13 protein-coding genes are annotated in these 12,747 nt (G+C 63.9%); 4 read left to right on the top strand and 9 right to left on the bottom strand.

What is annotated here, in order from left to right; all coding sequences use genetic code 11:
• Positions 1 to 315: 315 nt before the first annotated feature.
• Both ACWELQ_RS00335 and ACWELQ_RS00330 read right to left on the bottom strand, forming a co-directional pair.
• Positions 316 to 1,050, bottom strand: coding sequence for a hypothetical protein (locus ACWELQ_RS00335; protein WP_452394842.1), 735 nt, complete (start codon positions 1,048 to 1,050; stop codon positions 316 to 318).
• 464 nt (positions 1,051 to 1,514) lie between these two features.
• Positions 1,515 to 2,918: a serine/threonine-protein kinase gene (locus ACWELQ_RS00330; protein WP_452394841.1), complete on the bottom strand. Its 1,404-nt coding sequence runs from the start codon at positions 2,916 to 2,918 to the stop codon at positions 1,515 to 1,517.
• A gap of 240 nt (positions 2,919 to 3,158) precedes the next feature.
• Here ACWELQ_RS00330 and dut point away from each other — a divergent pair, with 240 nt between their 5' ends.
• On the top strand, positions 3,159 to 3,617 hold the full coding sequence (gene dut / locus ACWELQ_RS00325; protein ID WP_452394932.1) for a dUTP diphosphatase: 459 nt from the start codon (positions 3,159 to 3,161) through the stop codon (positions 3,615 to 3,617).
• On the opposite strand, the gene ACWELQ_RS00320 is transcribed toward dut, so the two are convergent.
• From ACWELQ_RS00320 to ACWELQ_RS00305, 4 genes are read right to left on the bottom strand one after another with little or no spacing between them, the layout of a single operon-like run.
• Entirely contained in the window at positions 3,614 to 4,195 is a 582-nt protein-coding gene (locus ACWELQ_RS00320; protein WP_452394840.1) for a hypothetical protein, read from the bottom strand. The two genes, dut and ACWELQ_RS00320, sit on opposite strands and share 4 nt — an antisense overlap.
• Positions 4,196 to 4,248: 53 nt before the next feature.
• Positions 4,249 to 4,656 (bottom strand): NUDIX domain-containing protein, encoded by a 408-nt coding sequence (locus ACWELQ_RS00315; protein WP_452394839.1) that lies wholly within the window; start codon positions 4,654 to 4,656, stop codon positions 4,249 to 4,251.
• A gap of 15 nt (positions 4,657 to 4,671) precedes the next feature.
• Positions 4,672 to 5,577 carry a phosphotransferase family protein gene (locus ACWELQ_RS00310; protein ID WP_452394838.1) on the bottom strand — a complete coding sequence of 302 codons (906 nt, stop codon included), beginning with the start codon at positions 5,575 to 5,577 and terminating at the stop codon, positions 4,672 to 4,674.
• Positions 5,574 to 6,989, bottom strand: coding sequence for an XRE family transcriptional regulator (locus tag ACWELQ_RS00305; protein ID WP_452394837.1), 1,416 nt, complete (start codon positions 6,987 to 6,989; stop codon positions 5,574 to 5,576). Before ACWELQ_RS00305 ends, ACWELQ_RS00310 begins: the two co-directional genes overlap by 4 nt.
• A gap of 188 nt (positions 6,990 to 7,177) precedes the next feature.
• Here ACWELQ_RS00305 and ACWELQ_RS00300 point away from each other — a divergent pair, with 188 nt between their 5' ends.
• Genes ACWELQ_RS00300 through ACWELQ_RS00290 form a run of 3 tightly spaced genes read left to right on the top strand, consistent with a single transcriptional unit; the run spans position 7,178 to position 9,675 of the window.
• Positions 7,178 to 7,861, top strand: coding sequence for a hypothetical protein (locus ACWELQ_RS00300; RefSeq protein ID WP_452394836.1), 684 nt, complete (start codon positions 7,178 to 7,180; stop codon positions 7,859 to 7,861).
• The gene (locus ACWELQ_RS00295) at positions 7,858 to 8,997 is read left to right on the top strand and encodes a radical SAM protein (RefSeq protein WP_452394835.1); all 1,140 of its coding nucleotides are present in this window, start codon (positions 7,858 to 7,860) and stop codon (positions 8,995 to 8,997) included. Before ACWELQ_RS00300 ends, ACWELQ_RS00295 begins: the two co-directional genes overlap by 4 nt.
• Positions 8,998 to 9,003: 6 nt before the next feature.
• On the top strand, positions 9,004 to 9,675 hold the full coding sequence (locus ACWELQ_RS00290; RefSeq protein ID WP_452394834.1) for a hypothetical protein: 672 nt from the start codon (positions 9,004 to 9,006) through the stop codon (positions 9,673 to 9,675).
• Here the strand turns inward: ACWELQ_RS00290 and ACWELQ_RS00285 are convergent.
• The 3 genes from ACWELQ_RS00285 to ACWELQ_RS00275 form a co-directional block, all read right to left on the bottom strand.
• Positions 9,672 to 10,535, bottom strand: a complete 864-nt coding sequence (locus tag ACWELQ_RS00285) for a carbohydrate kinase family protein (protein ID WP_452394833.1) — start codon at positions 10,533 to 10,535, stop codon at positions 9,672 to 9,674. The two genes, ACWELQ_RS00290 and ACWELQ_RS00285, sit on opposite strands and share 4 nt — an antisense overlap.
• A gap of 68 nt (positions 10,536 to 10,603) precedes the next feature.
• Positions 10,604 to 11,392 carry an NUDIX hydrolase gene (locus tag ACWELQ_RS00280; RefSeq protein WP_452394832.1) on the bottom strand — a complete coding sequence of 263 codons (789 nt, stop codon included), beginning with the start codon at positions 11,390 to 11,392 and terminating at the stop codon, positions 10,604 to 10,606.
• Between the two features lie 309 nt (positions 11,393 to 11,701).
• Positions 11,702 to 12,244, bottom strand: a complete 543-nt coding sequence (locus ACWELQ_RS00275; RefSeq protein ID WP_452394831.1) for a hypothetical protein — start codon at positions 12,242 to 12,244, stop codon at positions 11,702 to 11,704.
• Positions 12,245 to 12,747 lie beyond the last annotated feature (503 nt).

The raw sequence follows: 12,747 nt of genomic DNA, 5'->3' as shown, positions 1-12,747 counted from the left end.
AGTTTGGGACCACGATTGCCCCCAGGTCGTAGGGGATGGGGGTGCGCCTGCTACGGCCACCCGCCGGAAGTTCCACGCCGCCCACAATCGCGATGCGGGTACGGCAAACGAGTAGGGATAAGGGACCATCGCCCACGAACGAGCGAGATGAAACGGATTGCCCACGAACGGGCAGAGAATGCGCAGCTCCCCAAGTTGCACAGATTCGCCTATGTGCCGCACAGAGTGCGAGGCAGGGAAACGGAGATCCGTAGAAACTCCGGTCGGTGCGGGTAGTGCCGCCACTACCCGCGCCGTCCGCAATCGGCCACGAAACTACTTGGCGGACTTCTTGGTTTCCGGATTGACCTTTGCCACGGTCTCGTCAATCACGGACTGTGCAATGCCCAGCTCGAGCCCCTTCGCACGGGCATCCTTTAGCGCAGCCTTGGCCTGATCTTCGGCCTTAGCAGCACGTTCGGCCGCCCGCTGTAGCGCGCCGACAATGTCGCGCGCTGCCTCGAGATTGCTTTCAGCGTCATTCAAACGGAAGTACCGCATAGGGTCGCCGCCCTTGTCGGCGATGGCATCGGTAGCGCGCTTCACAGCGGCAGTAGCAAGGGCAACCTTGCCACGCGGCCCGTTTTCCATCGTGTGCGCAGCGTTCGCCGCCTTCTTCTTGGCGCTGGCAGCAGCGAACCGGACACGGGCAAGCTTTGTGATCTCTGCCAGCATCGCGCGGGTCGGATCAACCGGCTTGCCACCCCGCTTAGGCGCGGGTGCGGACTCAATCGCCCGTTTCAGTTCCAACACAGCGACATCCAAGCTGTCCGCCACCGATGCTCGCGTGTTCGCAATCTCGGGTGTGTAGAAGACACCTTGCGGAGTTTGGTACGCGCCGCCCAATCGGACACCTGCCCGGTAGACCTCATAGACGCCCGGTCCGACCGTTTCGACCAAGCACCCGACAATCTCGCGAGTCGGATTGGCCGATTCCGTTTCGGTGGTCGGAACCGATTCGGCCGCAACGGTTTCGGTGGTCGGCGCATCCTGTGCAACTGCGGTGGTCACTGTCTGTCTCCCATCGTGCGCCCCGTCGGTGGGGGCTGGCTTCCGTCGCTCCGGTCGGCGACTGGGACCAGATTGCATGAGGGTTCTACAGTCGTCAAATGCGCAGGTCAGAGGGGGTGGGCAATCGGAAAATGCACGCTGAGCTGCGGAAATGCCGAATCGGCGAATTCCCTTGGGGCCAAAAGGAATCAGTAGAGGGTAAGGGGTGGAATTAGTTTGTCAATGTGGCGAGCGCCACAAAATCTGGCCTATTTCGGGCCTCGGGACCGGCCGGGGCGCGCCCTGGGGGTATCGGTGGCTGCCGCGCGGCCCATCGGTGGCAGTCGGTGCCCCGGCACCCCCTCCCCGCCCCTTTGAAAAGGACAGCGCACCTCTCGGGTGCTCGCTGTGTGTACGGGTTTCGAGGTCCCGTTTCATGGGGATGCTACGTCACAGTGACGTAACTGGATCGGTCTTCTTTGAACCTATTTGTACCCGAGACAGAGGACGCCCCAGCCGCTGGAAGAGTCGCCGAACAGCATCTGGTCTTCCCAGCCGGGCAGATCTGAACATTTGACGGCCATCGCGTCCGACTCGGTTTTGAGGCTGTCGACTCGCTTCAGGACCCGCCATTTTGCATACTTCGAGAAGCAGGGCGCCTTCTGTGCATCGATCTGGCTTGTCCTCGTCAGGACGTTGAACCCATAAGGATTCGCGACACAGTCCCCGACCTGAGCGGTTGCTAGCGGATCCCCCCACCCAAATGCAATGACGACGCGCTGCGAAAACGAGAGGTTTCCGTGGTAGAGGCCGACGAGGCAAGCGAGGGCGCACGCGACGATGGCCACCGCCATTGCTGACACCTTCTGAGCCCTGTTCCAAGAACGGATTCGGCGAACGATTGGCCCGGATGGGCTAGGGCGAAGCGGTTCGGGCGTTGACGTCGGCGCGGGTGCCGCCGCAGCTTCAGTCTCTGCGGTCGGCGTCGCGGGACTCTGTGGTGCCGCTTCTGTAGTGGAACTGTTGTGTACTGATGCGCGCTGATTGGCGACTGCCCACGTGGCGGCCTCCGCGAGGGCAGTGCACGTCGGATACCGGTCGCTGCGGTCCTTTGCGAGCGCCATCTTGATGACATCGTTTAAGCCTTCTGGCAGCGTCGGCTCAATCGCCTGAGGCAAAGGGATGTCGCCCAGGACGTGCTCATGCATTAGAGCTGCCGGGTCCTGTCCCAAGTAGGGGAGGCGGCCGGTGATCATGGCGAAGAAGGTAATCCCAAGTGCGTAGACGTCAATGCGGCGATCGATTGCCTTGGGATCTGTGAATATCTCGGGCGCGGCGTATTGGAAGGTCGCCAAGGACCCGCCTTCGGGTGTGAGTGTGCTTTCGTTGAGCGCCTTGGCGATCCCGAAGTCGGTGAGGATGGCGCGTTCGGGAGTGCTCGTAGTGAGGAGAATGTTCGCGGGCTTGACGTCTCGGTGGATGGCGCCTGCCTGCTCGAAGGCAAAGTCGAGGGCTGCGGCAATTTGCGTGACGATGTGGACTGCGCGCGTCGCCCGAAGGTATCCCATCCTCAGCACGCTGCGCAGGTCGCTTCCATCGACGTACGCCATGCTGATCCACAGGTGTCCGTCGGTTTCGCCGCGGTCGTAAATGGGGACGATGTTTGGATGCTGGAGCGGCGCAATCAGATCCGCCTCGCGTTCGAAGCGTCTGCGGAGGTTGTCGCTGGGGTTGGCGTCGATTTTGGTCTTTGTCAACAACTTCAGGGCGATTAGGCGCGGCAGCTGGCGGTCGCGTGCCAGATAGACCTCTCCGAAACCCCCCTGCCCTAGGGTGCGTTCGATCCTGTAACCGGCATAGATCTGGCCGACGGTCAGTGCATTCCCCACCCGATGCGCCTCTCTCAAGTCCACATTGTGGAATCGAGAATACGTGTGGGAGCGCAACGTTGACGGCGTTGCAGATCGAGTGCTGGTGCCCGGTGTCCGTGTGAACAGACTGCGCCTCACCTGGCGGGGGCCGGGCAGCTCCCCGCTTAGGAGTTTACGGCTGTCATCGAGCGCGCAGTGTGGTTCGCGCGCACCCCATGCTCGCCTTGATGTCTCCGGGACTCCGTAGCGTTGGCGTCCGTGAGTGCATTCGGAGCGATCCCATTTCAGCGACTAGACCCGGAACTGCCGGACCCTCGGCGAGCTCACGAAGGCGACGCCGGCGTGGACCTTCACACCACGGTGGCTGTGAATATCCCACCGGGGGAGCGGGTTTTGGTTGGCACCGGCCTTGCCGTCGCGCTGCCGATCGGAACGGTCGGACTCATCCATCCGCGGTCGGGGCTCGCAGCGAAGCTGGGTCTGTCGATCGTAAATGCGCCTGGCACGGTCGACGCGGGCTACCGCGGCGAGATCAAGGTCTGCTTGATCAACCTGGATCCGCGGACTGCGATCAAGCTTCATCGCGGTGATCGCATCGCGCAGCTGGTGGTGCAGCGCGTCGAGCTGGTCGACTTCGAGGAGGTGGCTGTGTTGGACGCGGCGGACCGCGGCACCGGTGGATTCGGTTCCAGCGGAGGGCATTCGAGTCTGAGCTAGGTGGCGCGGCGAACGAAGTCGACCACTCGATCGCCTGGGATGCCGAGCAGGCGTGCACGATGGATTGCCATCAGCAGGAGCTGCGAGATGAGCGTCTCGCCCTTGTATCCGTTCGGCACCCATTCCCAGAGTTTCTCCACACCAAGGTCATTGAGTTCGGTGGTGAGGCCGGGGTATCTCGCCCGACACTCGGCGATGACGCCGGCGACGGCATCCAGGAAATCAGCTCCCGGCCGCACGCAGTAGAGGCCCGGGTACTGATCACCTTCGAGCCAGCGGCAGCCGATTGGTGGATCCGCGCGGATCTGATCGCGGACACCATCCGGTTCCCAGTACTCACTGAAGTGGAGGGCGAAGGGGTAGACCTCGTGGCCGTCGCCGTCGACGAAGTTCGCGTCCATGACAGCGCCCATGTCGGGTTTGTGGCCCTGGGGGATGAGCTCGTACAGGCTGTAGGCGACGCCGCGTGGTTCGGTCACTCGAATCTCGCCCGCGTCCGGATGCCTCGCGATCCAGGCATCTTCGTCGTCGATCAGCGTGACGGTGAATGGCTGGTCGTCGGGCAGGGATTCAGGCATCGGGTCCTCGTAGTGGTCGATGGTCCGCTGGCGTCCATGGAGATCGACTGAGTCTATTCGCCGTCAACAGATTGAAGGGCGATCCGAGTGCTCTCCATGGTCTTGAGCGGCAGGTCCGCAAGGGGAAACCATCCCAGGCCGGAGCAAAGATCCGACTCTTTGATGCTGGGCTCGCCCGCCCAGGTGGTGGCCAAGTAGGTATAGACGGCGCGGGCGCCACCCTCGTGGGATGCATCGAGCCTCACGATGGTGGCGAGGTTTGCGTCAGTGAGCTGGACATCGACGCCGATCTCCTCGGCCGTTTCACGAGCCGCCGCCGAGGCGAAGTCTTCGCCGGCCTCGATGCATCCGCCCGGGGCTGCCCACCAGTCATCGCCAACTCCAGTATTCTGCCGCCGCATGAGCAGGACCTGGCCGTCGCGCACCAGCAGGGTTTGGACGCAGGGCACGTACTCGTCCATGTGAGCGCCTCCGGATTACTGGGACGGGACCGGCCGCCAGCCAGACCAAGGCCGCGGACCGAACTTGCCACGGAGGCAGGCGATTCGGTGTTCGGCCTGCTCTCGGTCGGCCGGGATGGTCACCGCGGTCTGGGCCGCCATGGTGGTCATCCGGAACTCGCGCAGGTCGCGCAGGAGTTCGTACCCGGTCCATGCGGTCACATCGTGACCGTAGACGTCGCAGAAGGATTGGTACTCCTGCGCGCTGATCTGGCCGAGGCTTTTGAACTTGATCGCGGTGTGGACGGTGTCCCACTCGGGCGGCCCGATGGAGGTTCGCTCCAGGTCGAGCAGGATGATGTCACCGCCGTCGGTGGCAACCACATTGCCCACCCACGCATCTCCATGCACCACGCACCAGGGAAGACCATCGGGCAGCCGAGTCCAGCGCTCCTGCAACTCGGCCAGATGCTCACGCATCCAGGTCCGGTCGTCCTCGGAGATCGTGGTCGCGCCCTCGATTCGTTTGTCCAACCGCACGAATGGGTCCAGCGTGCCGAGATCGAGATCCACGGGCGGCGCCAGGGAGTGGAGTTCGCGTAGTGCGGTGGCCACCTCGGTCGGGGTGCCGTGGCGGTGCGGAGGCAGTTCTATCCAGAACGTCACGGCCCGTTCGTCGACAATGATGGGCTGCTCGATGCCGGGTACAACTCGCACCGCTGGCATCCCTTCGGATTCCAGCCACCGTGCCACTTCGACCTCACGCAGCGCCGCGGCCTGTTGGCCGGCGCGAGCTACGCGTGCAACCACTCCGCCGGGCAGCTTGTAGATCACGTTCTCGCTGCGGTTGAGGACGATAGCGCCATCGGATGGCACGCCCGCGAGGGCGCATGCGGTGCGGAGAATCGCTTCGGATGAGTCGGCCTGTGGCTCAGAGGTCATACCGCAACAAGCCCTTCGATCCGGTCCGTCAGCTTGGCGACCTCGGGCTGGTTCTGGCGGGCCGAAGCAAGTCGGTGAAGGTCACGGAGGTCATCGGCGGCGCGGCGACTGCGCAGGTGGATGGCGTCGTCTAGTGCATGGTCAGCGACGGTGGCGGCTTCTTGGGGATCGCCTACCGCCATGATCAGCGAGGACAGCTTGATTCCTGAGATGGCCCGGGAGCGGCGGTAGGCATCGGTGTGGCCGTCGACCGCGGTGGCGAGGCGGTGTTGGGCTTCGCTGGCGAATCTGCCCGCGATGGCGAGGTCGTAGAGTGCGTGGCCGGTATCGCCGCAGTGCTGGGCGAGGTCGTAGTACTTCATCCAGGCGGGATCGTTGTCGGGGCTGGAATGGGCGAATTCGTCGTCAGCCCTACCGATTTCAGTGAGCGTGTTCTGGACCTGGCCGAGTTTGGCGTAGGCGCGGGCCTTGGTTGTGTGCAGCATCGCCCGTTCGGTCGCGGTCAGCCGATCCGCCTTGTCGAACGCGTCTTCGGCTGACTTCAGCCCAGCTTTCGGGTCGCCACACCAGATCGACTGCCGTGCCATTGATGACAGAACCTTCGCGCGGAGGTGCGGTTCTCCGCAGCGCTCCGCACACCCGAGCGCGAGCGCCCACAAGGTATCCGCGTCGTCGTGCTCGTACTGATCGAACGCGGTGAATCCCACGCTGTGGCTGAGGAATCCGACGGCCGCGCAGAGTTCACGTTTGTCGCTGGGCGTCGCATTCGCATCGAGCAGGCGCACCGCATACCGAACTTGCGCGAGAGCGGCTTCCCGCACGAGGCCGCGGCCGGCGGCGGCATCCCACGAGCTGATCTGCTTGGCGGCGGTCCGGATCTCTTCGATCTGTTCTTGACCGACGGCAGCTGGCACCGGTGTTGAGCGCAGTGTGCCGATCAATTCCAGCAACGGCTCCGGCGTGAGAGCGACCGCCACCGCGGCGCGAAGAAATTCATGCCGGTTCACATCGTCGAGGGTATCGGCGTTTCGGTTCGGCAGCTTGAACCACAGAAGTTCGCTCGGGATCTTGAGGGTTTCGGCCCAGTATCTGAGCTTGCTCAACTGCTCGGGCGCGGTGCCGTTCTCGAGCCTGCTGAGTTGGCCCTGGGTGAGCTTGAGCCAGCTGGCCACCAGCTCCTGGCCGAGAGGACGGCCATGGAATGGGTGGGTGCGGTAGGTGAAGATGACGCGGCCCATATGCCAGGTGGCGAGCGCATCGTGCATCTGGTCGGTAAGCCAGAACCGGATCGGCAGGTCCGGCGGCTCCAAGATGCTGGACACGCAAGCACCGCAAAGGGTCTCGTCGTTGTACTGGCTCAGCGCGGTGCCGCATCGTGCGCAATAGCGCCGCGGCTGCGGCATCTGTTTCATGCGACTGCTCCGGCTCGCATTCGGGGCGTCGACCCCCTCGATCTCCCTGATCTGCGGAAGCTACCACGCTGTCAACCCGGCAGGTATGCGTTCGATGCATATCCCGGCCGTGGCTCTCGACATGGTTCGGCCTGCGCGTCCGCTGGACGCTTGGACCGTCCCAGATCGCGCAGAGGAAGGAGCAGGCCGTGGCGCTTTCGTTGGTGGTTCCGTTGTTCGGGCCGCCGGCCGCGGGCAAGACCACGCTGACCATGGTGCTCGGCGGAGAGGACGGCAGGCGGGTCTTCCGTCTTCGCGAGCACGTACCGCACGAGGTACTGTCGGCGACCGCTGGCAGCCTTGATCAATTGGGGTGGATCGACGATCGCATCGTCGAATCCGCGCTACGTGACTACTTCCAGGGCGTGGTCGACGATCCCAGCGCGCACACCGTCCTGATGGACAACTTCCCAGGCTCAGCTGATCAGGTCGGCCAATTGCTCTCTGTGCTGGAGGAATTCGACCCACCGTGTCACGTCGAGGCCGTGGAAGTTCACACGGATGCGAAGACGCTGAAGCAGCGCGCCCAGAACAGGAAGGTTTGTCACAGCTGCGAGCGTGACCCCATCTCTGATCCGCGGTTGCCCGCAATCCCGCAGCCAGACGACATCTGGAAATGCTCACGATGCCAGGGTGTCCTGCACCCCCGTCGAGGAGATTCCCCACGGCTGCTGAAAGCCCGCACCCAGCGCTACCAGAATTCCGCCGTCGGCATCCGCGCCACCTTCGCCGACTGGGGCGTCGAGATCACTGATCTGGACACCACCACGACCATCGAAGGCGCCGCGGATCTTCTTGCTCCCCTGCTTATCTCACGGAGTCCAGTCCAATGACATCGGTTTCACTGCCCACGCCCACGTTCGGAACGGACAACTACGGCCACGCCCGGATGCCGCGCCGCATCAGCATGCCCGAACCGGAGCGCATCGACCCCGTCAAGTACGGGCGATTCCGCAACGTCTACATGTACATCACCGAAGCCTGCCAATTGCGTTGCGAGCATTGCTATATGGGCGAGCGACTCGAACGCGCGAGGAAGATGGAACTCCCCCAGATCGTCGACTGGCTCAGAACGTGGCGAAAGCTCGGGGGCAGCAAGGTGACGATCCTCGGGGGCGAGCCCACACTGCACCCCTACTTCATCGACTCCATCCGCGCGGCAGGCAAACTCGGCTACGAGCACGTCATCACCACAACGAACGCCCAACTACCGGCGGCCAAGAAGTTCCGGAAGATGGATCCCTTGGACTTCGCCTACGTCCAGGTCAGCTTGGACGGCGGAAGCAAGGCCACCCACGATGCGGTGCGCGGCGCGAACACCTTCGAAACCGCGATGCAGACGACAACCGAGCTGACCGAGCGCGGATTCGACACACGAATCATCTGCACGGTCAACAAGACCAACGAGAGCGACGTCCTCCAGCTGCTCGAAATCGCCGACGACCTGAACGTCAGCCTCGTCAAATTCCACGTCTTCAGCACCATCGGGACCGGCCACGGGAATCCCGAGATGGCGATGACCCCACCGGAATGGGTTACGTTCTGCGACAAGCTCAATGAGGTCGCGCCCGAATACAAGACGCGGGTCTGGTACCAGCCGACCTACGTCCGTCGCGACCAGATCGAGCGCCACGCCCGCGAGGGCTACGCAGGGTGCATCGGCCGCACGCTGGACCGGATCTCGATCTTCCCCGACGGCCGGGCGTACGTGTGCAGCTACCTATTCGACACGAAGATGAACTACGCCCAGATGACCGACGGACAGGTCCAACTCAACCACGGCCCCAACGAATTCGAGCTGTTCACCAGCGTTTTGTCCGAGTCCAGCTGCGGAGGCTGCAAGGCCACGGCATGCATGGGCGGCTGCCCGGCCGAGGAGCTCGTGATGGGCGCATCGTCGTGCAGCGCCTACCCCGACATCGTTCCGATCTGTCGACTGTGGAAATCCAGCGCCAAGCCAGAGGAGTGAAAGCCCATGTACGAAACCAACATCGCCGAAGGACTGGATCTCGCCGCGACCGCCCTGTGCGGAATCGACTGGAACGACATCGACGAAGTCGAGCGCGCCGCCTTCGAGTTCTTCGAAGTCGTCGCCGCCGAGCCCGCCGTCATCCGCTCCCGCCTCGACGAGCTGCCGCGCCGCCCGGAGCTCATGGAGCTCTGCGAGCACTACGACATCCTCGACAAGGTGGTGTTGTTCAGCGACGACGCGTCCGGAGTCCGGATTCGCCTGCACGTGTTCCTGCCCGGCTATTACGACCGGCCGCACAACCACCGCTGGTCCTACGCCAGCCGCATCCTGCGCGGGCAGTACCGGCACTACCTGTTCGGCAACGCCGAGATCGACGACCAGCTCGATCCCGCGAAACTGCCTGTGCTGCAAGTCCGGGAAGAACCAGTCGGCGGCACCTACGCACTGCACCACACGATGGTGCACGCCGTGGTCGCGCAGCCGTGGACAGTGAGCCTGGTCGTTCGCGGGCCTGCCGTGAAGGACCGGTTCGTGGTTAGCGACCGTGGGACCGGCGAAGCGTGGTGGCAGTACGGTGCCGGCAAAGAGTCTGCCGCCGAGGCGGCGAAAAAGCGCATGACGCCGGAGCGGTTCCAACACGTCGTGCGGGATCTGAAGGGCTGGGAGCTGTTCTAGTTGGAGCACGATCGCGCCAGCGACGCGATCACCGATTCCAATTCCAGCAAGGTCGGAAGCGGCGCGCTCTGGTCCCGTGTGCACCGGAGCGCGCCGCTGGCGGCCCCCAACAGCAGACTCCGTTCGATCGGCAAGCCCATCCGCATTCCGTAGAGCAGTCCGCCGGAGAACGTAGCGCCCGCGCAGTGGGTGTGGCGCACCTGTACCGGGAAGGCCGGAACGGTCACAATTCGCTCCCTGCTGGCGGCGCTCGCGCCGTAGGCCCCCGCGGTGACGACGACCCACCGTGCACACGTATCGGTCAACAACTGCCTGGTCATCTCCGGTACGTCGCTTCGGGAGTCGTCATCGGCATTGGTTTGGACGATCAGATTTCGGTAGCCGGCCAGTTCGGTGCGCAACGCATCCGACAGCGGGCATCCACCCAGATTGACCAGCAGCTCGGCGCCGCACTCGCGCGCCGCCCGCACGACGCGTATCGCTGCGGGTTCGATGAGCTGATACGCGTCCAGGTAGACGGTCGACGCTGTGTGGATCGCGGAAAGATCGGAGCGGTTCAGCTCATCGGTGACACCAGGTAGGTGCGCGAACCAGGTTCGCGTCTCCCGGCCGTCGCCGACCACGACGATCCGCGGGGTAGTGACGTCGGCGCTGGCTACAGCAGTTGTGGGCACGCGATGTTGCTGTAGCCAGCGACCGACCTTCCCGCCCACCTCGTCGTCGCCGATCCTGTTGGCCACCAGAAGAGTGGGCACTCCAAGGGCCGCGAGCGTGGCCGCCGTCATGGGCCCGTCCGCAGCGATGGACTCTTCAGTGGTCCGGATTTCGGCCCCGTGGTTTGGGGCGGGGAACTTCGGCACGCTCCACAGTTCGGCTGCGGCTAGGTAGCTGACGCACACGACCGGTCTGTCTTGCGTGGTCATGCGAATTACCAGCCGTAGACCGAGAACTGCTCGTCGGCCGCGATGTGATCGAGCGCAGTCCGGCAGTAGGCGATCAGGTGATCAGGGAGCGCGTTGAGCGAGAACCAGTCCAGCTCACTGCATTTGTCCGGTTCCTGATTGACGGGATCGCCATCCCAGGCATCGACCGAAAAGAAGAAGGCCATCCGTCCGCCCGAGGACGAGTTGTGCATGACGTGGGCGAAGTGGACATCCTCCGGCCGGATCTCGACGCCGACTTCCTCTTCGGCCTCGCGGATCAGGGCGTCGACGACCGACTCGTCGGCTTCGAGATGTCCGGACGGCAGATGCCACGCTCCATCCTCGAATCCGGTGTTCTGGCGCTGCCCGAACAGCACCCGGTTCCCGCGGCGCAGCAGCAGGTGTACATCGCCGGTCACCTTGTGACGCGGCGGTTTTGCTACCTGGCTCGGCTGAATTGCCGTCTCCACAACCACTCCCTTTCGAAGGCCACGCGTATGCGTTGAGCTGGACTGTTTCTGGTAGAACTGCGTCAAGCGCACCGAGCCTAGTGCCATTTCGGGTGCTCGATTATGCGTCGGATACATACCCGGCAGCGGTGAGCGTGCATGGCCGAACGGTCGGCGGTGATCCACCGTGACAGCAGGACAAATGCCGCAGTGTCGCCCGAGGGGGAGATGATGAGCAACGCCTTGCCGGAACGGAATCCGGGCACCCACTATCCGTTCGAAGGCGCGCCGTTCGATCCACCACCGCTCAACAAGTTGATGGCGGTGTTCGAGGCTGTCCAGCATTGGGCGGCTACCGACGCTCGGCTCGGTTCAATACGGTCGGCCGATGACCCTGATCCGGCCGGATGGTCGCGAGGTAGGTACCGGCGGCCGGAGCACGGCATTCCACGAGGCAGGCCACGATTTGGCCGGGGTTGTCCGGGTGATGGTGCACGCTGACCACCCTGCCGGTTCGGAGTCTGCCCTCCGGGTCATGCGGGTCAACGCCCCGGCCGTGGCTGTCGGCCCACCACGCGATGCTGTCGCCCTCCGCAAGCTCATCGAACATGCATTCGATGGTAACTAGTCTGCTTGGTTGCGGAGGCTGGCGACTCAGGCGGTTTGCGTGGCCGGTGACGTCGTGATGTCCACGTCCACGCCGAGCTTGGCGGCGTGCCCGATGATCGAGTCCAGCTTCATCGTCTCCAAGCGGTGGGTCTTCAACTTCCAGATCGTGCTCTGGGGGAGATTCACCTCGTCCGCCAGGTCGCGCTGACTGCGGGTTTTGCCATCGAGCGTCCCATCCAAGGCGGCCTCGATGCATCGACCCAGGATGGTGGCGAGAGTTTGGCTGAACCGGTCGCTGTCGGCACCGTCTGACGTGGCGTCGATGCCGGTCCGCGGCGTGGCGCCCGGGTCCATGGCCGCCTTCGGGATGCCAGTGATGTGCATTGTCGGCGTGAGCCCGAACTGTGGGCTTGCATTGATCAGCCATCGCAGCGAGAAGGTTCGATCCTCCTGGCGCGCAAGGCGACTGATGTTGGCTGCGTCGATGCCTGTCTCTTCGGCCCATTGCAGCTGCCGGCCGCGTTCCGGGCCAATGACGTCCGAGATCGCCGCGACCAGCTTGATGCGGAGTTCATCGGTGGAGGGCATGGGCTCGAGTGTAGCCACCGCCCCGCTGCTTCCAGGTTCCCGCAGCTCGTCCGTACTACATCCTGTATCCCATGGAATGCATGGTACGGTTGGTGCTGCGCCACCGTCTATGGCGCGCCCCCTCAGCGCCCGTAGGGAACCCACGGGTGGGACGCCTCACCAGCGTTGCGGAGCCGTCAAACGGGGACTCAGCACCCATCTCGATCCAGAGAGATTCACCCGGTAAAGGCAGACTCGAGCGGGCGCGGCGTGGTAGCCGTCGTCAATCTCCTGGAATAGCAAAGGATCTGCGATCTCTCCGATCCACGATCTCCCAGTCCTGGGGCTGTACGAGTAATTCCCGTGAGCCCGTTGCTTAACCAGGCCAAACCGTTCCGACCGACCGGGCGAACCCGCGTTAGGCATCCCGTAACCCTTGCAGTTACGGGGTTACTCTGCCCGTCACCTCCCGAACGCTCGGTCCCAGGCGATTCCCGGATGGGAACGCACGGGGCTGATCTGGG

This window comes from Nocardia sp. NPDC004722 (genome assembly GCF_053601505.1).
Note: the sequence above shows the minus strand (reverse complement) of the source record. Positions and strands in the feature narration are given on the sequence as shown.